This window comes from Micromonospora sp. CPCC 206061, assembly GCF_036906915.1.
In the GTDB taxonomy this organism is placed as follows: Bacteria; Actinomycetota; Actinomycetes; order Mycobacteriales; family Micromonosporaceae; genus Phytohabitans.
The window spans coordinates 11,937-32,536 of record NZ_JBAKHX010000086.1; the positions used below are offsets into that span (position 1 = coordinate 11,937).

Annotated in this window: 21 protein-coding genes and 2 pseudogenes; 11 read left to right on the forward strand and 12 right to left on the reverse strand. The window is 71.2% G+C overall.

Annotated features, from left to right (window positions below):
- Window positions 1–3: 3 nt before the first annotated feature.
- The 4 genes from V6V89_RS34810 to V6V89_RS34825 all read right to left on the reverse strand — a co-directional run bounded on the left by V6V89_RS34810 (window position 4) and on the right by V6V89_RS34825 (window position 4,567).
- Entirely contained in the window at window positions 4–837 is an 834-nt protein-coding gene (locus tag V6V89_RS34810; protein ID WP_334623836.1) for a carbohydrate ABC transporter permease, read from the reverse strand.
- Window positions 834–1,751: a carbohydrate ABC transporter permease gene (locus V6V89_RS34815; protein WP_334623837.1), complete on the reverse strand. Its 918-nt coding sequence runs from the start codon at window positions 1,749–1,751 to the stop codon at window positions 834–836. Before V6V89_RS34815 ends, V6V89_RS34810 begins: the two co-directional genes overlap by 4 nt.
- A 4-nt stretch (window positions 1,752–1,755) precedes the next feature.
- A complete protein-coding gene (locus V6V89_RS34820; protein WP_334623838.1) occupies window positions 1,756–3,114 on the reverse strand; it encodes an ABC transporter substrate-binding protein in 1,359 nt (452 codons plus the stop codon).
- A gap of 193 nt (window positions 3,115–3,307) precedes the next feature.
- Window positions 3,308–4,567: an alpha/beta fold hydrolase gene (locus tag V6V89_RS34825; RefSeq protein ID WP_334623839.1), complete on the reverse strand. Its 1,260-nt coding sequence runs from the start codon at window positions 4,565–4,567 to the stop codon at window positions 3,308–3,310.
- A 331-nt stretch (window positions 4,568–4,898) separates the two neighbouring features.
- Between V6V89_RS34825 and V6V89_RS34830 the strand changes: the two genes are divergently transcribed.
- A complete protein-coding gene (locus V6V89_RS34830; protein WP_334623841.1) occupies window positions 4,899–5,132 on the forward strand; it encodes a hypothetical protein in 234 nt (77 codons plus the stop codon).
- A gap of 81 nt (window positions 5,133–5,213) precedes the next feature.
- A complete protein-coding gene (locus V6V89_RS34835; protein WP_334623842.1) occupies window positions 5,214–6,449 on the forward strand; it encodes an HNH endonuclease signature motif containing protein in 1,236 nt (411 codons plus the stop codon).
- Window positions 6,450–6,454: 5 nt separating this feature from the next.
- Here V6V89_RS34835 and V6V89_RS34840 read toward each other — a convergent pair whose 3' ends face one another.
- Window positions 6,455–6,577, reverse strand: coding sequence for a hypothetical protein (locus V6V89_RS34840; protein ID WP_334623843.1), 123 nt, complete (start codon window positions 6,575–6,577; stop codon window positions 6,455–6,457).
- A 53-nt stretch (window positions 6,578–6,630) separates the two neighbouring features.
- Between V6V89_RS34840 and V6V89_RS41950 the strand changes: the two are divergent.
- Window positions 6,631–6,741 (forward strand): annotated as a pseudogene (locus V6V89_RS41950) (NmrA family NAD(P)-binding protein); the annotation flags it as partial.
- Window positions 6,742–6,790: 49 nt separating this feature from the next.
- Here the strand turns inward: V6V89_RS41950 and V6V89_RS41955 are convergent.
- Window positions 6,791–6,982 carry a hypothetical protein gene (locus V6V89_RS41955; protein ID WP_442935284.1) on the reverse strand — a complete coding sequence of 64 codons (192 nt, stop codon included), beginning with the start codon at window positions 6,980–6,982 and terminating at the stop codon, window positions 6,791–6,793.
- Here V6V89_RS41955 and V6V89_RS41960 point away from each other — a divergent pair.
- Complete coding sequence (locus V6V89_RS41960) at window positions 6,975–7,163, forward strand: hypothetical protein (protein WP_442935285.1); 189 nt, start codon at window positions 6,975–6,977, stop codon at window positions 7,161–7,163. The two genes, V6V89_RS41955 and V6V89_RS41960, sit on opposite strands and share 8 nt — an antisense overlap.
- Window positions 7,164–7,176: 13 nt before the next feature.
- Here V6V89_RS41960 and V6V89_RS34850 read toward each other — a convergent pair whose 3' ends face one another.
- Window positions 7,177–8,343: an AAA family ATPase gene (locus V6V89_RS34850; RefSeq protein WP_334623844.1), complete on the reverse strand. Its 1,167-nt coding sequence runs from the start codon at window positions 8,341–8,343 to the stop codon at window positions 7,177–7,179.
- A 207-nt stretch (window positions 8,344–8,550) separates the two neighbouring features.
- On the opposite strand from V6V89_RS34850, the gene V6V89_RS34855 reads away from it, so the two are divergent.
- The 3 genes from V6V89_RS34855 (at window position 8,551) to V6V89_RS34865 (ending at window position 11,703) form a co-directional block, all read left to right on the forward strand.
- Window positions 8,551–9,687, forward strand: coding sequence for a sensor histidine kinase (locus tag V6V89_RS34855; RefSeq protein WP_334623845.1), 1,137 nt, complete (start codon window positions 8,551–8,553; stop codon window positions 9,685–9,687).
- Entirely contained in the window at window positions 9,684–10,361 is a 678-nt protein-coding gene (locus V6V89_RS34860) for a response regulator transcription factor (protein ID WP_334623847.1), read from the forward strand. Before V6V89_RS34855 ends, V6V89_RS34860 begins: the two co-directional genes overlap by 4 nt.
- Before the next feature lie 85 nt (window positions 10,362–10,446).
- On the forward strand, window positions 10,447–11,703 hold the full coding sequence (locus V6V89_RS34865; protein WP_334623849.1) for a pectate lyase: 1,257 nt from the start codon (window positions 10,447–10,449) through the stop codon (window positions 11,701–11,703).
- Window positions 11,704–11,739: 36 nt separating this feature from the next.
- Here V6V89_RS34865 and V6V89_RS34870 read toward each other — a convergent pair whose 3' ends face one another.
- Window positions 11,740–12,072, reverse strand: coding sequence for an STAS domain-containing protein (locus V6V89_RS34870; protein ID WP_334623850.1), 333 nt, complete (start codon window positions 12,070–12,072; stop codon window positions 11,740–11,742).
- Window positions 12,069–12,467, reverse strand: coding sequence for an ATP-binding protein (locus V6V89_RS34875; RefSeq protein WP_334623852.1), 399 nt, complete (start codon window positions 12,465–12,467; stop codon window positions 12,069–12,071). Before V6V89_RS34875 ends, V6V89_RS34870 begins: the two co-directional genes overlap by 4 nt.
- Before the next feature lie 68 nt (window positions 12,468–12,535).
- Between V6V89_RS34875 and V6V89_RS34880 the strand changes: the two are divergent.
- Window positions 12,536–13,076: pseudogene (locus tag V6V89_RS34880) on the forward strand (phosphotransferase); the annotation flags it as partial.
- A 42-nt stretch (window positions 13,077–13,118) separates the two neighbouring features.
- Window positions 13,119–14,525 carry an MFS transporter gene (locus V6V89_RS34885; protein WP_334623854.1) on the forward strand — a complete coding sequence of 469 codons (1,407 nt, stop codon included), beginning with the start codon at window positions 13,119–13,121 and terminating at the stop codon, window positions 14,523–14,525.
- Window positions 14,526–14,531: 6 nt separating this feature from the next.
- On the opposite strand, the gene V6V89_RS34890 is transcribed toward V6V89_RS34885, so the two are convergent.
- On the reverse strand, window positions 14,532–14,684 hold the full coding sequence (locus V6V89_RS34890; RefSeq protein ID WP_334623855.1) for a hypothetical protein: 153 nt from the start codon (window positions 14,682–14,684) through the stop codon (window positions 14,532–14,534).
- A 107-nt stretch (window positions 14,685–14,791) separates the two neighbouring features.
- Between V6V89_RS34890 and V6V89_RS34895 the strand changes: the two genes are divergently transcribed.
- Window positions 14,792–16,381, forward strand: a complete 1,590-nt coding sequence (locus V6V89_RS34895; RefSeq protein ID WP_334623856.1) for a M28 family peptidase — start codon at window positions 14,792–14,794, stop codon at window positions 16,379–16,381.
- Window positions 16,382–16,462: 81 nt separating this feature from the next.
- Here V6V89_RS34895 and V6V89_RS34900 read toward each other — a convergent pair whose 3' ends face one another.
- Entirely contained in the window at window positions 16,463–17,143 is a 681-nt protein-coding gene (locus V6V89_RS34900; protein WP_334623858.1) for a YidC/Oxa1 family membrane protein insertase, read from the reverse strand.
- A 63-nt stretch (window positions 17,144–17,206) separates the two neighbouring features.
- The gene (locus tag V6V89_RS34905; RefSeq protein WP_334623859.1) at window positions 17,207–18,520 is read right to left on the reverse strand and encodes a S8/S53 family peptidase; all 1,314 of its coding nucleotides are present in this window, start codon (window positions 18,518–18,520) and stop codon (window positions 17,207–17,209) included.
- Window positions 18,521–18,561: 41 nt separating this feature from the next.
- On the opposite strand from V6V89_RS34905, the gene V6V89_RS34910 reads away from it, so the two are divergent.
- A partial coding sequence (locus tag V6V89_RS34910) for a hypothetical protein (protein WP_334623861.1) occupies window positions 18,562–20,600 on the forward strand: 2,039 nt, incomplete at its 3' end.

A 20,600-nucleotide genomic window follows, 5' to 3' on the forward strand; every position in this document is an offset into this window, starting at 1 on the left:
ACCTCAGTTCTTGATGCCGGTGAGGGTGACCCCTTCGATGAAGTAGCGCTGCAGGAAGAAGAAGAGCGCGATGATGGGGGCGATGACGGCGGCAGACGCCGCCATGAGATAGCCCCACTGGGTGATGTAGATGCTCTGAAACGACGCCAGTCCGATGGACAGCGTGTACTTTTCCTCGTCGTTGAGGTAGAGCAGCGGTCCGAGGAAGTCGTTCCAGGTGCCGATGAACGTGAAGATGGTGACGACGACGATGGCGGGTTTCGACAGCGGCATGACGACCATCCAGAACACCCGCCATGGCGAGGCGCCGTCGATGTAGGCAGCCTCGTCCAGCTCGAACGGGATAGTCAGGAAGAACTGCCGCAGCAGGAAGACGTTGAGCACTCCCCCGCCGGCTCCGGCGAACCAGCTGGGCACCGTCAGCGGCGCGATCGTGTTGAGCAAACCGAGTTCCTGCCACATCACGAAGGTCGGGATCAGCGTCACCGCGTACGGCAGCATCACGCTACTGAGCAGCACGGCGAAGACCACGTTGCGGCCCCGCCAGCGCAGCCTGGAGAAGCTGAACGCCGCGATCGAGCAGGTCAGCACCGTGCCGAGGACGCTGATGACCGCGATGACCACTGTGTTGAGGAAGTACCGGCCGAACGGTTGCGCCGTGAGCGCGTCGGTGAAGTTCGACCACTGGAATGGGTCGGGAATCCACTGTGGAGGCGCGATGAACATCTGGGCGTCCTGCATCAGCGCGCTGCGCACCAGCCACACGAACGGCAGCAGTGTCGGCACGGCGCCGGCCACCAGTGCCAGGTACAGCAGGATCCTGCCCCTGCTCCTCATCGCCCACCCGCCATCTCGTAGTAGACCCAGCGCCGGGCGTTGCGGAACATCAGGAAGGTGACAATCATGATGATCATGAAAAGCACCCACGCCAGCGCGCTCGCGTAGCCCATCTCGCTTTCCCGGAACGCCTTACGGAACAGGTAGTAGACGTAGAACAGGGTGGCGTTGTTGGGACCTCCTTCGGTCATGACGTATGCCTGGTTGAACACCTGGAACGTGCCGATGACACCGACGACGAGGTTGTAGAAGATGGTGGGGGTCATCATCGGCACGGTCACGTGCCGAAACCGCTGCCACGGCCCACCCCCGTCCACCGACACCGCCTCGTACAGGTGCTGCGGCACCCCCTGCAACCCGGCCAGGAAAATCACCATGGTGTTTCCGAAAGCCCATGTGCTCATGACGATCAGCGAGGGAACGGCCAGGTTCTCGTCGTAGATCCACATTCCGGTCGGCAGCCCGCCCTGTCGCAGCAACGAGTTGAGCAGGCCGAAGTCCGGGTTGAAGATCCAGATCCAAAGGACCACGTTGGCGATGGCGGGCACCAGCGTCGGCAGGTAGAAGATCGTGCGCCAGACGGGCAGGCCGCGCACCCGCTGGTTGAGCAGCATGGCCACGACGAACGCGACGATCAGCGAGACCGGTACGGCGCCGAGCGTGTAATAGGTGGTGGCGCTCAGCGACTTCCAGAACAGTTCATCGTCGGCCAGCGCCGTGTAGTTCCCGGTCCCCACGAATGAGGGGGCGCCACCGACCTGCCAGTCCGTGAGGCTGAGGCCGAGCGACGCGACCATCGGCCCCGCCGTGAAGATGGCGAAGCCGAGGATCGCCGGTACGGCCATGAGCAGACCCCAGCGCCGTTCCAGGCGTCGCTGCCCGGAGAGGCGATGCTGGCCGGAGAGAGCCGCCACCGCGTCATAGCTCCTGCGTGTGGTGCCAGCCCTGCATCCGACTGGTGACCTTGGGAGCGACCTCCTTGAGCACCGCCGCGGCCGGCCGCTTCCCGGTCTCGATCTCCTGCAACGCCGGGGTGAGCACGTCGCTGTTGATGGCCGACAGGTTCTTCAGCCGCCCGCGCAGATCCGGCACCCCGTGATCCCTGGCGTAGTCCACCACCGCCGTGCGGAACTCGGACGGGTGCGAGTCGTTCTTGGTCCACGAGTCGATGGCGGCCTGATCCTCGTAGTACTTGCGCTCCTGCGGCATCCACAGGCCCTGCTCGTACAGGTCGACGTAGCGCGGGTCGATGTGGAAAGCGAACAGCTCGATCGCCTCCTCCACGTGCTTGCTGCCCGCGAAGACGGCCGAGGCGCCGGCGACCTGACTGGTCGTGAAAGGCTCGTCGTACTTGGGCAGCACGCCGATGCCGTAGTCCACTTTGCTCTCGTTCATGTCCAGCAGGCTCCAGTGACCGTCGACGATCATGGCCACCCGCTTGGTTTTCAGCAGGATGTTGGTGCCCGGCACGTCGTCCCCGGTCGCGGCGAGTTGCCCCGGACCAGGAGCCACCCGATGCTTGTAGATGAGATCCTGCAGGTTCTGGAACACCTCGATCGCCTCGGGCGTGTCGAGCAGGCACTTGGTGCCCGTCGGGTCGGCGAAGTCGGCGCCGTTGCTACGCAGAAAGCCGTACCAGGCCGCGGCGTAGGTGATGCTGCTCGAAATGCCGAACTGCCGGACCTGCCCCGCGTTGAAGCCGGACTCGTCAGGGTGCTTGCCGCTCTGGTCGACGGTGAGCTTGTAGGCGTTCTCGACGAGCTGGTCCCACGTCCACGCGCTGGACGCCTGGGCCGGAGGCGCGGAGATGCCCGCCTCGGCGACCGCTGCCTTGCTGTACCACAGCAGCTCGATCTCGTTGGCCGTCGCCACCCCGTGCAGCTGGTCCTTGCCGTACCACAGGTAGGCGTCCGGAAGGTAGCTGGCCAGCTGCGGGTACTTGTCCAAATAGGAGAATAGGTTGACCAGCTTGCCCTGCTCGGCCAGCCGGTAGGACATCGCCATCGGGACGTAGCCGACATCCGGCACGTTGCCGCTGGCCACCAACGTATTGAGCTTGACGTCGTACTCGTCCGGGGTGAACAGCGGCTTGACCTTGGTGCCCGCGTTGCTCTGCTCGAATGCCTTGAGCATCTTCTCGACGGCCTTCTGCTCGAAGGTCGAGCCCCAGTACATGAACTGAAGTTGGATGTTCTCCGCGGCGCCGTCGTCGTCGTTTCCGCATGCGGCGGCCAGTGGCACCAGACCGGCGAGCGCAAGCAGTTCCCGTCTTCTCATCACACATCCTCCGGCTTGCCTAGGCGTGGGGAGGTCGCCACGAGGCGGCAGAGGAGGCGGCAGGGCCGCGGGTCTCGGGCGACGTGGACATGGAATCCCCGGGTCGTTCGAAATCACGAACAGGGTGTGCTGCCACGCGGTCGCCCGGACCGTCGTGGGGAAAACCGTAGGGCGTTGATCGACCGCTGTCAACCTAGGCGCGGCCGGCCGCCATGCCCATCAGGTGACTCAGGACGCTCTCGCCGGAGGTGCGCAATCCGTCGTGCTCGTGCTCGTTCGTCACCCACGTACGCACGTTGCCGACCGCCGCCGCCGTCTCCAGCGACAGGCCCGCGTCCACGTACATGTCATCGGCGTAGACAGCGGCACAGACCGGGACCTCGTTGGCCGCCAAGCGGCCACGGTCGTACAGGGCCGGCCAGTCGGTGGTGCCGGCGAGGATGTCCGCGGCGGCCGCGAACGGTGTGAGCGCGGCAATCTGCTCGAACATCCACGGGTACATCATCTCGCCGGTGAACAGCAGCAGACCGGCGTCCTGCGCGAAGTCCCGATGGTGGTTCAGCGCACGGGCGGCGGCCCACGCCGACGGCGTGCCACCCTGGCCGTAGCAGTATTCCTGCAGCGCGAACAGCGGCTTGTCAACGAAGCCCGTCAACCCCATGACCTCGTACCGGAAGGTGTCCGACAGCTCAGCGCCGTGCCACGCCTCGTCGAGAAGCCAGTGCACCTGGGCGTAGCCGTAGCTCATGCCGAACAGGTTGCCGAGCAGGCGCAGCCGCTCGACGCTGAGCCGGTCGCCGTCGGGCAGGCGCACGTCCGCGCCGGAGAGGTGATCGGCTATCCGGCGGACTGCGGCGGCATCTTCGGGAAAGGCGCGGTAGAACTCGGCGTTCTTGGCGGCGACGCGCGGGTACGTGCGGGCGTACACCTCGTCAGCCGTCGCGGTCAGGCCCGGCAGGCCCCCGGTGACATAGCAGGTGCGCAGGCCCTGCGGCGCCAAGGACAGGTACGTCATGGTGACGAAGCCGCCGTAGCTCTGGCCGAGCGTGTCCCACGCGGCGCCGCCAGCGATCTTCTCGCGGAGCACCTCCGCGTCGCGGACAATACTGTCCGCGCGGAAAAGCATGAGATACGCCGCCAGCTTGTCGGCGGGCATTCCGTGTACCGTCCGGGCGGTGACCGGCGTACTGCGGCCCGTGCCCCGCTGGTCGAGCAGAAGCACGCGGTGTGTCTTCACCGCGTGCGCGATCCAACCCTCCGCCCGCAGCGGCCGAGGCGACTTCCCGCCCGGACCACCCTCCAGGTACAGCAACCACGGCAGGTCGTCACCCGCCCGGTCCGCGGCCACCACCTCGCGCGCGAACACCTCGATGGTGCCCTTACCCGGACGGCGGTGGTCCAACGGCATGTCGACGGTGTGGGAGGTGAAGCGCAGGCCCGGATGAGCGATCACCCAGCCACCCTACGGTCGATCTGGCGGGATGCGCAGGTCTCTGCCAGCCTGATACACGCGTCATGTCACCGTCCCCCTCCAGGATTACCATCAGGTACCTGACGGTGCAATGATCGTCATCGTGACCGAGTCGTTCGCCCCACTCGAACCCGAATCGCAACTCGGCTACCTCCCTCCTGCGTGCCGCCGACCAGATGGCACGCCCATGGCATGCCGCCCTGCGCGCCCACGGGATCAACCCTCGCCAGTTCAGCGTGCTGGCCACGTTGGCGCACGACCCGGATGTCAGCCAGGCCGGCTGGCGCGCCGCGTCATGGTCACCCCGCAGAGCATGAGCGAGTCATTGGCCGTGCTAGCAAACGCGGGGCTGATCGCGCGAGGAGACGTCACGCCCGGGAAGCCGGCACGACTCGCGTTGACAGACGACGGCCGGAAACTGCTCGCCGCGGCGTATCCCGTCGTCGAGGCGTTCAACCGGGATAGCTTCGCCGCGCTGACGAGGGCTGAGCACGCGGACTTCGCGCGGATGCTACGGAAACTGATCGGAGAAGAGCCGCCCGCCTGACTTTTTCGTCGGCCGGCGTGTCGCGCCAGGCGCGCCGCCTGCCGGGCAACGGTCTTCAGACGGACGCACGAGAATCAATGTGTGCGGGAAACGTTGCAGCAGTTCAGAGAGGTCGCCGGCCAGTGTGCCGGCACCCCGGTCTGGTCGTTGCCCGACACCGACCTCGTCAACGCGATCCACGCCGTGCACGACGCCGAACAGATGCTGGCGGCGATCAAGCTGCACCTGATCCGAGAGATCGACGGGCGGAACCTGCCGATCGCGCAGGAGGCCGCCAACACCGCGGTCTGGCTCCGCGGACGCCTGCACATGAGCATCCACACCGCACGGCGGATGGTCGACCTGGCCCGGGTGGTGGATCAGCGGCCGGTGCTGGACGCCGCCCTTTCTACCGCGACCCTCAACGTGGAACAGGCGCAGATCGTGGCCAAGACCATCCGCGACCTGACCGGTGAGACGTCGTCGGATGTGGTGGACCTGGCCGAGACAACCTTGGTCGAGCAGTACGCCGACTGGGAACCCGTCATCTTCCGTAAGATCGCCGCCCGCATCCTGGACCACGTCGCACCCGACATAGCCGAGGACGCGGACCGGCGGGCCACGGAACGGGACGAGAAACGCGCCCAACAGACGCGTGCGTTCACGTTGACCAACAACGGCGACGGTAGATACCGGGTCACCGGCTGGTTGGACGCGGAGGCCGCCGCCATCGTCAACGCCGCCCTCGACCCGCTATGCAAACCCGACGAGCGCACCGCAACCCAACGGCGAGCGGACGCCCTGGTCGAGGTGTGCCGGCTGGCGCTACGCACCGAAGAACTGCCGGCTAGCGGCGGGGACCGGCCGCAGATCGTGGTCACGATCCCGTATGACGTGATCCGCAACCAACTCGGCACCGGACAACTCGACACCGGGGAACGGCTCAGCCCGGAGCAGGTGCGACGGCTGGCCTGCGACGCCCACATCATCCCCATGGTCCTGGGCGGCGACGGGCAGATCCTCGACGTGGGACAGGCGCGACGACTGTTCACCGGGCCGCTTCGGCGGGCGCTCGTCGTGCGGGATGGCGGGTGTGCGTTTCCGGGCTGTGATCGGCCGCCTCGTTGGTGCGACGGGCACCACATCCAGCCGTGGACGGCCGGCGGAGCAACCGCGCTCAACAATGGCGCGTTGTTGTGTGGGTATCACCATCGACTGATCCATCGCGGGGAGTGGCAGGTGCGGCTCAGCGGAGACGGCATGCCCGAGTTCATTCCTCCGTACTATGTGGACAGTGAGCGGAAGCCTCGCCGCAACCTCTACCACCGGCGGACGTGACGGTGTCAGGTGCGCTTGAGGGGCGGCTCAGCGTCGAGCAGGTGGGCGCCCGGTCCACGGCCGGCGAGTTCGTCGCCGGGGTTCACCAAGGTGCACTCCTCGAACGACAGGCAGCCGCCCTCTGCCATCACCCGGCACCGTAGCTTGACTTCAACAATTGTTTAAGTTCGAGGCTGGCAACATGACTGATACCAAGAAGGTCCTCGTCATCGGCGCGACCGGCAACATCGGACGGCACGTGGTGGCGGGGCTCCACGCGCGCGGTGCCGCCGTACGGGCGCTGTCGCGCGTTCCCGCGCTTGCCGGGCTGCCGGACGGCGTCGAGATCGTCGCCGGTGACCTCACCCGCGCCCGACGCCCTGCGGCCCGCGCTCGCCGGCGTGGACTCCGTGTTCCTGCTGTGGCCGTTCCTGTCCGCCGAGGGCGTGCCCGCGGTCGTGCGGGCGATCACGCAGGCGGCGCAGGTGCGCGTCCTGGGCGAGGTGGCCGGCCCAGCTGGAGGAGATCTCGCCGGACGAGGCGCGCGTGGCCATGCTCAGCTGGGCCGACCCGGCCCTCGCCGACCAGGCCCTGGCCTACTGGGCGTCACTCGTCGACAGCCCCGAGCCGGTGACCGACACCGTCCCGGCGATCACCGGTGCGCCCGCCCGCACCTTCGAGCAGGGGGCCCGCGACCACGCCGGCGACCTCACGCCGCTGGTCACGCCGGCCTGACGCCGGCGGCCGGTCAGCGTTTCGGCCACTGCCATACGGGCTCGTCGAAGCGGCCGCGGCCGGCCACCCGGGTCTCGCCGAGGTCCTTGACCAGCTCGACGGCGGTCAGGTCAGCGGTGGCGGCGGCCAGGGCGTCGAGCAGGCCGCGCGCGTGGCTGACCACGACGACCTGGGTGCGGGCAGCGCCGGCGACGATCAGGCCGGCCAGCGGCCGCAGCAGGTCGGGGTGCAGGCTGGTCTCCGGCTCGTTGAGCACAAGCAGCGCCGGCGGGCGCGGGCTGAGCAGCGCCGCCACCCACAGCAGGTACCGCAGGGTGCCGTCGGACAACTCGGCGGTGGACAGCGGCCGCAGCAGTCCCGGCTGGCGCAGCCGCAGCTCGAACCGGCCGTCCCGCACGGCGATGTCGAGCTCGCTGCCGGGAAACGCGGCGTCGACCGATTCGGCGAGGGCGTCCGGCTCGCCGATCTCGGCGATGGTTTGCAGGGCGGCGGCCAGGTCGGCGCCGTCGGGGCTGAGCACGGGCGTGCGGGTGCCGATCTGCGGGCGGCGGGCGGGAGCGTCGGCGTCGGTGCGCATGTGGTCGTAGAACCGCCACGACCGGATGCGCTCGCGTACGGTCAGGAGCTCAGGGGCCTGGCGCGGGTCCGTGTACTCGCTCAGCATGCTGTCGAAAGGCCGCACCGCGTCGTGCAGCGCCAGCCACGCGCGGCCGTCGCGCACCCGCAGCGCGGTGCCGGCGCGCTCGGCGAGCAGCGTGCCGGGGCGCAGCACCGGGCCCGACCAGACGGCCTCCCGCTTGACCTCCGGGTCCAGCTCGAACGCGGACGCGGTGCCGGGCGGCGGTAGCCCGAAGTCGATCGCGTATCCGTAGTCGCCGCCCGCGAAGCCGAGCTTGAGGCTCACCGGGCCGCGCCGGACGGTGCCCTGCACCGGGTACCGGCCGGCGCGCACCGCCTTGCCGATGGTCTCCGGGCCGGCCCACAGCGTGTTGGGTAGCCCGCCCTCGCGGGCCAGGGCGGCGACCGCGCCGTTGCGGGCGGAGTCGGCGAGCAGCCGCATCGCTCGGTACAGGCTGGACTTGCCGGTGCCGTTGGCGCCCGTGACGACGGTCAGCGGGCCGAGCTCCAAAACCAGGCTGCGCAGCGATCGGTAGCTCTCCACCGCCAGGACGCTGATCACTCGCCCAGGCTACGGCGCCCGCTACCCCCACCGGGGTACGTCGGGGGTCCTCGCCGGGGGGACGTTTGGCGCGCCGGCCCGCCATAGCGTCCCTGGTCATGGGTGAGTTGCTCCGGCAGGCAGCGGGGGCGCGGCGTGCCGTCGCACTTCGACCAGGCGTGCAGCGCGGTCGTGGACGGGCTCGCGCCGGCGTGGTGAGCTGACGCCATGCACCGGCTCGCCGGGTTCGTCTCGTGGCTCAACGCCCTCCCGTCCCGCGCCGTCGACGGCGCCCTGGCCGGCGTCGCGGTGGCGATGATGCTGAGCGAGCGGCTGACCACCACGCCGTCGCTGGGCACGCGGCTGCCGGCGGCGCTCGCGCTGGCCGCGGTGATCGGCGGCAGCCTCGCCGTGCGCCGCCGGTGGCCGCTGGCCGGGTACGCGGTGGGGGCGGCGGCGCTGGCCGTCGACGCGTTGTGGCTGGACCCGTCCGGGCTTGCCCCACTGGCCAACCTGGTCGGCCTGTACTCGCTCGGCGCCCACGGCAACCCGCGGCGCGCGCTGTGGGGGCCGCCGTTGTTGCTGGTGACGATCGTGGCGTTCTTCGTGGGCGACGACGGCAGCCCGCCGGCCGCCGTGCCCGCCGTCATCGTGTTCGTGTGGTTGGGCGCTTGGACCACCGGCTATGCCGCCGCGCGCCGGCGGGAGCGGCAGGAGAGCGACCGGCGGCTGATGCGCCGGGACGCGGTCGTCGATGAACGGCACCGCATCGCCCGGGAGCTGCACGACCTGCTGGGGCACACGATGAGCGTGATGCTGGTGCAGACCGGCGCCGCGCGCGTGGTGTTGGGCAGCGACCCCGACAGGGCGGGCGCGATCCTGTCCGCTGTGGAGCGAACGGGGCGGGAGGCTCTGGACGAGCTGGACCGGGTCCTGGGTGTGCTGCGCCGCGACGACGGCGCCGACCTGCGTCCCGGCCTGGCCGCGTTGCCGCGCCTGGTGGAGCGCATGGCGGAGGCGGGGATGGCGGTGACGGTGCGCGTCGACCCGCCGGACCCGCGCCTGCCCGGCAGCCTCGACCAGTCGGCGTACAGGATCGTGCAGGAGGCGCTCACCAACGCCTTGCGGCATGGGAAAGCCACGTCCGCAACCGTCGCGGTGTGCGTCGACGGCCGGCGGGTGGAGGTCGAGGTCCGCGACGACGGCCGGGGCCCGCTGCCGGGATACCAGCCGGGCCGCGGGCTGCTGGGCATCTCCGAACGTGTGGCCGTGTTCGGGGGCGCCGTGGAGCATGGCAACGGCGCGGGCGGCGGGTTCGGTGTCCGGGCCGTGCTGCCGATACCGCGCGGAGGAGAGACGGCATGAGTGTGCGGGTACTGCTCGCCGACGACGACGCGCTCATGCGGGCGGGCCTCGGTGTCGTGCTGGACAACGCCGCAGGCATCGAGGTGGTCGGCGAGGCGGCCGACGGCCTGCGCGCCGTCGAGCTGTGCCGGACGCTGGAGCCCGACGTGGTGCTGATGGACGTGCGGATGCCCGGCGTCGACGGCATCGAGGCCACCCGGCGGATCGTCGCGGCCGAGCTCGCGACGCGGGTGCTGGTGCTCACCACGTTCCGGCACGACGAGTACGTGTGGGGGGCGCTGCGCGCGGGAGCCAGCGGGTTCCTGCTCAAGCGCGCGTCGCCGGAGCGGCTGGTCGACGCGGTCCGCACGGTGGCCGCTGGCGAAACCCTGCTGGACCCGGCGGTCACCCGGGAGCTGGTCGAGCATTTCGTGCTGCGGCCCACCGGCGGTCCGGGCGCCGCCAGCTCCGGCGAGGCACAGCGGGTCGCGGCGCTGACCCAGCGGGAGGTGCAGGTGCTGCGCCTGATCGCGCAGGGACTGTCCAATGAGGAGATAGCCGACCTGCTCGTCATCGCCGAGTCGACCGCCAAGACGCACGTGAAGCGCATCCTGGCGAAGATCGGGGCGCGCGACCGCGCCCAGGCGGTCGTGTTCGCGTACCGGGCCGGCATCACCTTGCCCGGCGCCTCCTGACCTCCCCCTTGTTCACATAGAGATGATTCGATACCCTCCCGGGCAAGCGCTTTCCTGCGCAGCAGACCCCACGAGAGGCTCTCGCATGAACCATCCCAACCCCAGACGCCGGCGGTGGCGCGCCGCAGTCCTCGCGACCGTGACGCTGGCCGCCGCGGGCGTGGTCACCACGATCGGCGTCACCGGCGCCTCCGCGGCCACCATCGACACCAACGCCTGGTACCAGCTCGTCTCCCGGCACAGCGGCAAAGCCATCGACGTGTGCGGCCAGTCCACCGCCGACCAGGCGTGCATCCAGCAGTGGGCCCGCGCCAACCAGGCCAACCAGCAGTTCCAGTTCGTCTCCTCCGGCAGCGGCTACTACCGGCTCAAGGCCCGCCACTCCGGCAAGGTCGTCGACCTGTGGGAGTGGAACACCGCCGACGGCGCCGAGTACCGCCAGTGGCCGGACACCAACGGCACCAACCAGCAGTTCCAAGTCCTGGACACGGACAGCGGATACGTCAAGCTGATCAATAGGCACAGCGGCAAAGCCTTGGACGTGTGGGAGTGGTCCACCGCGGACGGCGGGCGGATCTCCCAGTTCACCGACACCAACGGCTGGAACCAGCACTGGCAGCTGGTCAACGTCGGCGGCGGCACCTCCACGCCACCGCCGAGCGGCACGTGGCCGACCCCGACCGGGCAGGTCGCCGTCAACGGCACCATCCAGGTGCCGGCCAGTGGGCTCGACGGCGGCATGAGGCGGTACTGCTGCATCGGTGACGGCAGCCAGGAGGAGAGCCAGGACCCGATGTTCCAGCTCGCACCCGGTGCCACGCTGTCGAACGTCATCATCGGCGCCCCCGCCGGCGACGGCGTGCACTGCTCGGGTTCGTGCACGCTGCGCAACGTGTGGTGGGAAGACGTCGGCGAAGACGCGGCCACGTTCCGCGGCACCGGCTCCCCCACGTTCCTGGTGGACGGCGGCGGCGCCCGGTCGGCCAGCGACAAGGTGTTCCAGCACAACGGCGCCGGGACGCTGACGATCCAGAACTTCCAGGCCACCAACTTCGGCACGTTCTACCGGTCCTGCGGCAACTGCTCGACGCAGACCCGGCGCAACGTGGTGATCCGGAACGTGACGCTGACCCGGCCCGGCAACACGGTCGCCGGCATCAACGTCAACTACGGCGACACCGCCCGGTTCACCTCGATCACGATCGTCAACGACTCCAGCCGCGCGATGGTGATCTGCCGCAAGTACAACGGAAACAACAGCGGCGACGAGCCCACGCAAGTCGGGACGGGCGCCGACAGTACCAACTGCTTCTATTCCTCGTCCGACCTCACGTACCGGTGACGAGGGACCGCCGTGGGGCGATTCTCCCCACGGCGGTCAGCCCTCCGCCAGTACGGTGTGGACGCCGAGCACGTCGAGGACCCGCTTGGCGACGCGCGTCGCGCCACAGACCCGGTACCGGATGCCGCGGTCCCGCGCGCGGCGGCGACCGTCGATCAGTACGCCCGCCCCGGAGGCGTCCAAAAAGGACACGCCGGCGATGTCGACGACCAGTTCCGCCGGACGGAGCCCGACGCCTTGCTCGATGGCGTGCCCGAGCACGCCGGCCGACTCCAGGTCGACCTCCCCGACGGCTGTCAGGGTCACGACGCCGTCCTCGTCGGTGCAGCGCACGGTGAGGTATTTGGAGACCGGCCAGGAGCCGCTCATTGCCGCGACCTCCAACCGAGGCACGCCGACAGCTCCACCCATACCCGCTTGCCACCCTCGTGGTCCTCGACGCCCCACCTCGGCGCGAACGCCTCTATCACCGCAAGACCGCGCCCGCCGGCGTCGTCCGCCCGGCGGCGCCGCGGTACCACGGACGAACCGTCCGCGGCGCTCACGATGACCCGGTCTCCGTGCGCCTGCACGCGCAGCTCGACGCAGCCGTTGCCGTGGCGTACCGCGTTACTGATCAGCTCGCTGACGACCACCCGCGCGCCGTCCAACCAGTCTTCGTCACCGAAGCCCCAGGCGGCCAGCACCGCGCCCACCGCGCGACGGGCCATCCCGGGCGCCTGTTCACTTAGCGGCATGTCAAACCGCGCCGACAGCTCACTCACTTTGCTGACCTCCATCGGCCGTCGGCCAGCTCTTTTACCCGACGCCGGCGCCCGGCCAAACCGTCACGGTGACGCTGGAGGCGCTGATGGAGCGCGACCCCGCCGCGGCCGCCGGCCCGCTGGCGGCCGTCGGCAAGGCGTTGCGCCGCATGCACACGACGCCCGCCACCGAATACGGCCGCGTGGCCGACCTGGCCGGCGGCGCGACGCCCGCGACCCGGCCCCCGGATCGCCGTGCACCTTCGCGACCTCCGCGAGGCGGTTCCCGCGCGTACCGGCTACGGGCTCGTGCACGGCGAGCTCGGGCCCGACCACGTGCTGGTCACGGCGGATGGCGAGCCCGTGGTCATCGACTTCGAGGACCTGACGTACTTCGACGTCGAGTGGGACCACGCCTGGCTGGAGATGCGCTTCCGCGACGCCTACCCCGCGCTGTGGCCGGTACCGGTCGAACCGCACCGGATGGCGCTGTAGCGGTACGCGCAGGTGCTGTCGCTGATCGAGGGTCCACTGCGGATCGCGGACACCGACTTCCCCGAGCGGCAATGGATGCTCGACCTGGCCGACTGGAACATCGGCAAGGCGCTGGCACCGCTCCGAGGGAAATGATCAAGGGATTCGCGACCCGCCACGCCGGGTAAGGGCGAAGGCGTGCGCACGAGCGAAGCCCTGCCGCGGGTCGACAGCGCCGCGAGCCCCAACGGCTTGCGGGCCTGGCCGCTCGCGGTGGTGCTCGGCTGCGCCTCGTTCCTCGTGCTCTTCGACAGCCTGGCGCTCGCCACCGCCCTGCCCTCCATCGGCGCCGACCTCGGGCTCGGCCCGAGCGCGTTGCAGTGGGTCGTCAGCCTGTACTCGCTCAGCATCGGCGCCTTGTTGATCCTCGGCGGGCGCACCAGCGACCTGTGGGGCCGGCGCCGCGTGCTCGTCGCCAGCCTCGCCGTCACCACCGCCGCCGGGCTGCTCGCCGGCCTCGCGCCAAGCCTGCCGCTGCTGCTGGCCGGGCGGGTACTGCAAGGCGTGGCCGCCGCGTTCGCGCTTCCGGCCGCGCTGTCCATCGCCGGCACCGCCTACCCCACTGAGCCGTGGCGCAGCCGCGTGTTCGCGGTGATGGCGTTCGCGGCGTGGTCCGCCGGCCTGGCCGGCGCCATCCTGGGCGGGATCATCACCGTCCACCTTGGCTGGCGGTGGGTGTTTCTGGTGACCGTGCCCGTCGGCGCCGCGGCGTTCGCCGCCGCGCTGGCGCTGCTACCAGCCGACCCGCCGCGCCGCGACCGGTCCGAGCGGCTCGACGTCGCCGGTGCCGTACTGGCCAGCGCCGGACTGGTCGCCCTTCTCGGCGGGCTGTCGCAGCTGGGCGAGGGCGCGCACGCGGGCCGCGCCGGACTCCTGCTGTGCCTGGCGGCGGCGCTGCTCGGCGCGCTGGTCGTCGTGGAGCGGCGGGCGGCGTATCCCCTGGTGAAGCCACACCTGCTGCGCTCGCGCCGGATCGTGGGCGGCTGCCTGGCCTTCGCCGCCTACTGCGCCGGCTACACCGCCGTCATCGTGGTCGGCAGCCTTCATCTGCAGGAGGAGCACGGGCTGTCCGCCGCGCGCACCGGCATGGTGCTGTCGCCTGTGCTGCTGGGCGGCATCGTCAGCTCGGCGCTGTCGACCCGGCTGCTGCGCCGGTTCTCGTCGCGAACCGTGGTCGCCGCCTCCATCGCGCTGTGCGCCCTGACCCTCGCCATGATGGCGGCCCTGAGTGGCGGCTCGGTGGCAGCGCTCGTGCCGTGGCTGGTCCTGTGGGGAGTGTGCTCCGGACCGGTGTACGTGCGGCTGTTTCGGGAGTGCGTGACCAACGTGGCGGAGAGCGACCGCGGCACCGCGTCGGGACTGCTGGAGTCGATGAGCCACATCGGCGGCGGTATCGCGGTGGCGGCGTACCTGACGCTGCTCGGCGCCGGCGTGGGGTACGGGGTGACGAAGCTGGTGGGGGCGCTGGTCGTGGTGGCCGGCGCGGCGGTCGCGCTGTTTCTGCTCCCCCGCTCCGACGGGCAGCTCAGCCAGCCAGGTCGGTGAACACCTTTACCGCGCGGTCCAGCTCACGGTCGATTCGAGCAGCAGGTGGTCGGTCACGGCGGCGAGGGTGGTGCGGGTCATGAACGCCGCCCCCGCGTTGTCCAAATGCGTCCGGTATGCACATCCGGGCGTGTCACGCCGCAGCGCCTCGACGTCCACCTTCGATCCCCCCAATGTCTGCCTGTGCGACCCCTTCCGCACCCTCAGTGACGAACTTACATTCTGGGATGTCCAAGCTTTCGTTCCCGAGAGGAGAACACACCGTGGTGTCCCGCTCGTTACGACGACGCCTGGGCGGCGCGGCCGCCGTGGCCGTACTGCTGGGTACCTTCGCTGTCGCCAGCCCGGCCCAAGCGTCCGGCGGCAACGACGTCAAGAAGCTGACCACTTCCGTCACGCTGGCTGGCCTCCTGCGCCACCTCGTGGCGTTTCAGGCCATCGCCACCCTCAACGGGGGCAACCGCGCGTCCGGTGGACCCGGATACGACCGCAGCGCGGACTACGTCGCGACACTGATGAAGCACGCCGGATACACGGTCACCCGCCAGCCGTTCCAGTTCAACTTCTGCGAGGACACCGGCTCGTCGTTCGCGCAGAACTCCCCCACCCCGACGACGTACGTCGACCAGACCGACTACGACGTGCTGGACTGCTCGGGCAACGGCACCGCCACCGGCCTGGTCGTCCCGGTCGACCTCGCGCTCACCACGCCGAACGCCAGCTCGTCCGGCTGCGAGGCGACCGACTTCACCCCGGCGGTCAGCGGCAACATCGCGCTGCTGCAGCGCGGCACGTGCCCGTTCGGGCAGAAGGTCGCCAATGCGGAGGCCGCGGGGGCGATCGGTGCCATCCTCATGAACCAGGGCAACACCACCGGACCCGACCGCCAGGACCTGTTCTTCGGCACCCTGGGCAACCCGGTCGGCATCCCGGCCGTCTCAGTGTCGTACCCCATGGGTGTCGCGTTCGCCGGCACGCCGAACCTCAACGTCACCATCACTACGCAGACCATCGCCGAGGTACGCGAAACCGAAAACGTCTTCGCCGAGTCGCGGTGGGGTGACCCTAACGAGGTCGTCATGGTGGGCGCGCACCTGGACTCCGAGCCGGACACCGCCGGCATCAACGACAACGGCACCGGCAGTGCCGGCATCCTCGAGGTCGCGCTGCAGATGCGGAAGACGCAGACGAAGAACAAGGTGCGGTTCGCGTGGTGGGGCGCTGAGGAGTCCAACCTGTCCGGCTCGACGTTCTACGTCAACAACCTGACCGACGCGGAGCACGCCGCGATCGCCCTGTACCTCAACTTCGACATGATCGGATCGCCCAATTACACGTTCGGCGTGTACGACGGCGACGACTCGGCCGCCGAGGGCAGCGGCCCCGGCCCGGCCGGCTCGGCGCAGATCGAGGCGGTATTCCAGGCGTTCTTCGCGGCGCGCGGGGAGGCCACCGCCGCGTCGGACTTCACCGGCCGTTCCGACTACGGCCCGTTCATCGCCACCGGCATCCCGGCCGGCGGCCTGTTCACCGGCGCCGAGGTGCGAAAGACCGAGGCCGATGTCGCGCTGTGGGGCGGGGTCGCGGGTGCCCAGTACGACCCGTGCTACCACGCGCCGTGCGACAGCCTGACGCCCGAACGCGACGGCGCCGACGCCGCGCTCTACCGCCAGCTGCGGCAGGAGTACCGGCTGTTCGGCAACGTAAACACGTTCGCGTTCGACACGAACGCGGACGCCGTGGCGACGGCGGTCGCCACGTTCGCGAACGACACGTCCAGCATCCCGCCGCGCCCGGCGGCCCTGTCAGCGGCGGCTTCGACGGCCGCGCCGGCACGCGGCCAGCTGGTGGAGTAGTCAGTCAGGGGGCGGCGCGCACAGCCAGCGTGATCGGTGTGGGCGCGCCGCCCTCCGCGAACCGCCGCGTCTCCGTACCAGTCAGCGATCTCGTCGTACGCCGAGCAGCACCGTGTACGGCAGCAGCGGCAGGATGCGGCCGATCGCCGCGGCGGGGTTGGGGGCGTCGCCGGTCGCGGGCGTGCTCGCCGCCGCCGTCTCGGCCGCCGTCCGTCGCATCCGGCGCGACGTCACCCATGCCAGAGCGGCGAGAGCGGCGAACAGCGCGAGGAAGACGCCGTTCGCGCCGTCCGCCGCGTGCTGCCCAAGCCGTACCCCGAACAGTCGGCCGTCGAGCAGTGTGTTTCCTTCCCCGCCGACGGTGGACGCGGTGAACAGCCGGTACATGACGAAGAAGAACGGGGCCTGCAACAGCGCGGGCAGGCACCCGGCGAGCGGCGTCGTGCCTGCGTCCCGGTACAGCGTGGCCACCTCGGTCCGCAGCCGGGCCGGGTCGTCGCCGTGCCGCTGGCGCAGCGCGTTGAGCTTCGGCGCGAGGGCCGCCTGGCGCCGCTGGCCGCGGGCCTGTGCCCAGCTCAACGGCGCGATGACGAGGCGGACGAGGGCGGTGAACAGGACGATGGCGGCGGCCGTCGCGGCGGACCCGGCGACCGGGGCGACGAGGTCGGCGATGGCGGTGACGGCTTGGTACGCGGTGCCGGCAGCGCCGTCGATCGGAGCGAAAGCGAGCGTGGTGGAGGCAGGCATGGTGACGGCAGGCATGGTGGACCCCTCGGCAGGTGTTTGCGGATGGTGCGGCCCGGATGCCTGATCACGGGAAGGGTTTCAGCGGGGGTGCAGGACGGCGCCCACGCCCAGGCGGGCCGCGCGCTGGCCGTCGGCCACCAGTGCCGCCGCCGCGTCGCGGCCGTTCTCGCCCGTGTGCGACATGCGGGCCGCGATCAGGCCGGCCACCAACGGCGTCGAGAATGACGTGCCGCTCCACCGCGCCATCCCGGTGAACGACTCGACCCGCGGCTTGGGGACGTCGGGCGGGATGTTGGGCGCCTCCTGGTAGGTGTACGTGCCGACCGGGAACGCGTTGACCAGGTTCTCGCCGGGCGCGGAAACGTCGACCCAGCCGCCGTGGTTGCTGAACTCGGCAAGCCCGTCCCACTTGCTGTTGAGCGCGCCGACCGAGACGCTGAACGGTGAAGCCGCGGGCCAGAACGGCACCCGGCTGGCGTCGTTGCCGGCGGCGGCCACGAGCACCACGCCCTTGTGCTGGCGCAGCACCGTGCGGTTGAAGGCGTCGAACGCCAGCAGGCCCGCGTTGCGGTACGTGCGGGTGCCGGCGGAGAGGCAGATGATGTCGGGGCTCTGGGTGGCCAGCACCCGGGCCAGCTCCCGCACCACCTCGGTCTCGGCGAGCGCGCCGCCCTGCCAGAACGCGGACGTCACGTACACCTCGGCCCGCGGCGCCAGGCACCGGATGACGCCGGCGATGAACGTGCCGTGCCCCGCGTACTTGAGCAGGCCGCCCGGTGTGATGGCCGGGTCGGGCTCGCCGTCGACCCGGTCGAGCCAGCGGTGCCGCAGTGGCGCGTCAGGGTCCAGGCCGGTGTCGACGACGACCACCCGTACGCCCTGGCCGGCGGCCAGGTCGAGCGTCGGGGCGGGGTCGGGCGTAGTCGCGTCGACGGGCTCCGGCTCGACGGCCGGGCACCGCGACACGACGTCCGAAATGGACAGTATGTGCTCGGGCCCGGCCGCCCCCTCGCCGAGGCCGCCGTCGCCGTCGAGCAGGCGGTCGAGGGCGGAGCGCATCTCGGTGTTCGCGCTCAGTGGAAGCCGCCGCACCCCCGCCACGGCGGGCGCCGCCACGCGCTCGCGGTCGAACTGCCCACCGAGGATCCGGATCGCGTGGTCGGCAAGCTCCTCCCGCACCAGGATCCACCCCTTGCGGTACAGGTAGCCGCCCTCCGGATCCTCGGCCACGTCGTCGCCGAACGCCTCCAGGATGTGCCTGGTCTGGTCGCGCAGCCGGCGCGCCGCGACCCCCTCCGGATCGCGGGCGAGCGCTCTCGCGGCGGCCCGGCGCAGCCCTTCCTTGGCTTCTTGGCCCTGGTAGCGCCTGCGCCAGCGGTTCCAGAAGCTCATGGTGCCTCCATGTCTGCGATGCTTCGATCTACGATTTATCGATGCGTGCTGAGCTGGTTGGCGCTCGCCTCCGCTCGCGCGGGTCATTCACCGAGCTGCTAGCGCTGGCGCTGGCGCGGCCGATGGCGGCCCTCGCGCGCGCCGACGAGTTGCTGCGGCACGACCTCGAGCCGGCGGTCGCGTCGGTCGCGCACCAGGCGCGAGCGATCGTGCTGCGCGACACCGGGCGGGTCGACGAGGCGATCCGCGAGCTGCGCACGGCCTTGCGCCTCGCCGAGCGTTCCGGCGACGGCGATCGTACGACCGACGTGCACGCCACGCTCGGCCTCACCCTCGGCCTCGCCGGGCGCACCGCCGCTGGCCTGCGCGCGCTCGACCGGGCCGCCGCCGCGAGCACGGGCGCGGCACACGGGCGCGTGCTGATGCGCCGCGGCCACCTGCTGGCGGTGCTCGGCCGGTACCCGGACGCGCTGGCCGATTTCCGCACCTCGATCGCCCGGCTGCACCGCGCCGGCGACGGCGTCTGGGAGGCCCGGGCCCGGGTCGCCCGCTTCTCGGTGTACGCCCGGCTCGGCCAGGCGGCCCGCGGCGACCGCGACCTCGTGGTGGCCGAACGGCTCTTCACGGCGGCCGGGCAGGACCTGGAGTCGACGATGACCGTCCACAACCGGGCGGACGTGGCGTTTCAGGTGGGCGACCTGCCGGCCGCGCTCGACCTGCTCGACCAGGCCGGCGCCCGGTACGCGGAACTGGGCGCGCACAAGCCGGAGCTCGCGATCGACCGGTGCGCGGTGCTGCTCGCGGCCGGGCTGTCCGCCGAGGCGGTCGCCACGACGCAGGCCGCGATCCGCGAGCACGTGGGCCGCGGCGGCGAGGCGACCAAGACCGCCGAGCTGCTGTTCGTCGCGGCTCGCGCGGCGCAGGCGGCCGGCCGGGCCGACCTGGCCGCCGAGTGGGCGGGGCAGGCGCGCACCCTCTTCCGGCGCCAGCACCGGCGCGGCTGGCAGGCGCGGGCGGCCTTCATCGTCGTGCAGTCGCGGTACTCCGCCGGCGAGCATCTGAACCTCGGCAGGCGCGGTGGGCAGCTTCGTGCTGAGGTAAGCCGGCTGGCCGACCGGCTCACCGAGTTGCGCACGCCGGAGGCGCCAGCGGCGCACCTGCTTGTGGGCCGCCTCGCCACCGGTGCCGTCGCCGACCGGCACCTGGCCCGGGCGGCGCGCTACCGGTACGGCGGCCCCACGTTCGCCCGGGCGGCCGGCTGGCTGGCCCAGGCGCTGCGGGCGCGGGAGCGCGGTGCGACGGCGGCGATGCTGGCGGCCTGCCGGCGCGGGCTGGACGCGGCCGGCGTGCACCAGCGCTCGCTGGCCGCGCCGGAGCTGCGCGCGCACGCGGCCGGGTACGGCACGGAGCTGGCCGCCCTGGCCCAGCGGCACGCGGTGGCTCGCGGCGACGCCCGCATGCTGCTGCGCTGGAGTGAACGGTGGCGGGCCGGCGCGCTGGCGGTACCGCTGGTGCGGCCCCCGGACGACCGTGAGCTGGCCGCGGACCTGGCGGCGCTGCGGCAGGTCATGCGCCGCCTGGCGGCGCCCGGTGCGCCGGTCGTCGAACTGGACCGCGAGCGCCACCGGCTGGAGGCCACCATCCGTTCGCGCACCCGGCGGGTGCGCGAGCGACCACCGGCAGCGGACCAGCCGCCGGTGCCGTTCGACCGGCTCGCCGGGCACCACCTGGTCGAGCTGACCGTGGTCGACGGCGTGCTGTACGCGGTGACGGTCACCGGCCGGCGGGTGCGGCTGCACGAGGTCGGCGCGGAGGCGGACGCGGTGCGCGAGGTGGCGCTGGCCCGGTCGCTGCTGCGGCGGCTCGCCCACGGCCGGACGCCGCCACAGGCCCTTTCGACCCTCGCCCGTACCGGCGCCGCCCTGGAACGCGCCCTGCTCGGGCCGGCCGCCGCGGACCTCGACGGCGCTCCGGTGCTGGTGGTGCCGCCGGCGCGCCTGCACGCCGTGCCGTGGTCGCTGCTGCCGACCCTGCGCGCCGCGCCGGTGACCGTGGCGCCGTCGGCGGCGACCTGGCTGCG

What these genes read in the sequence shown, in the direction of transcription:
- V6V89_RS34810 (WP_334623836.1), bottom strand. Translation starts at nt 837, where the DNA reads ATGAGGAGCAGGGGCAGGATCCTGCTGTACCTGGCACTGGTGGCCGGC.
- V6V89_RS34820 (WP_334623838.1), bottom strand. Translation starts at nt 3,114, where the DNA reads ATGAGAAGACGGGAACTGCTTGCGCTCGCCGGTCTGGTGCCACTGGCC.
- V6V89_RS34830 (WP_334623841.1), top strand. Translation starts at nt 4,899, where the DNA reads ATGAGCGAGTCATTGGCCGTGCTAGCAAACGCGGGGCTGATCGCGCGA.
- V6V89_RS34840 (WP_334623843.1), bottom strand. Translation starts at nt 6,577, where the DNA reads ATGGCAGAGGGCGGCTGCCTGTCGTTCGAGGAGTGCACCTTGGTGAAC.
- V6V89_RS41955 (WP_442935284.1), bottom strand. Translation starts at nt 6,982, where the DNA reads ATGGCCACGCGCGCCTCGTCCGGCGAGATCTCCTCCAGCTGGGCCGGC.
- V6V89_RS34855 (WP_334623845.1), top strand. Translation starts at nt 8,551, where the DNA reads ATGCACCGGCTCGCCGGGTTCGTCTCGTGGCTCAACGCCCTCCCGTCC.
- V6V89_RS34860 (WP_334623847.1), top strand. Translation starts at nt 9,684, where the DNA reads ATGAGTGTGCGGGTACTGCTCGCCGACGACGACGCGCTCATGCGGGCG.
- V6V89_RS34865 (WP_334623849.1), top strand. Translation starts at nt 10,447, where the DNA reads ATGAACCATCCCAACCCCAGACGCCGGCGGTGGCGCGCCGCAGTCCTC.
- V6V89_RS34870 (WP_334623850.1), bottom strand. Translation starts at nt 12,072, where the DNA reads ATGAGCGGCTCCTGGCCGGTCTCCAAATACCTCACCGTGCGCTGCACC.
- V6V89_RS34900 (WP_334623858.1), bottom strand. Translation starts at nt 17,143, where the DNA reads ATGCCTGCCGTCACCATGCCTGCCTCCACCACGCTCGCTTTCGCTCCG.
- V6V89_RS34905 (WP_334623859.1), bottom strand. Translation starts at nt 18,520, where the DNA reads ATGAGCTTCTGGAACCGCTGGCGCAGGCGCTACCAGGGCCAAGAAGCC.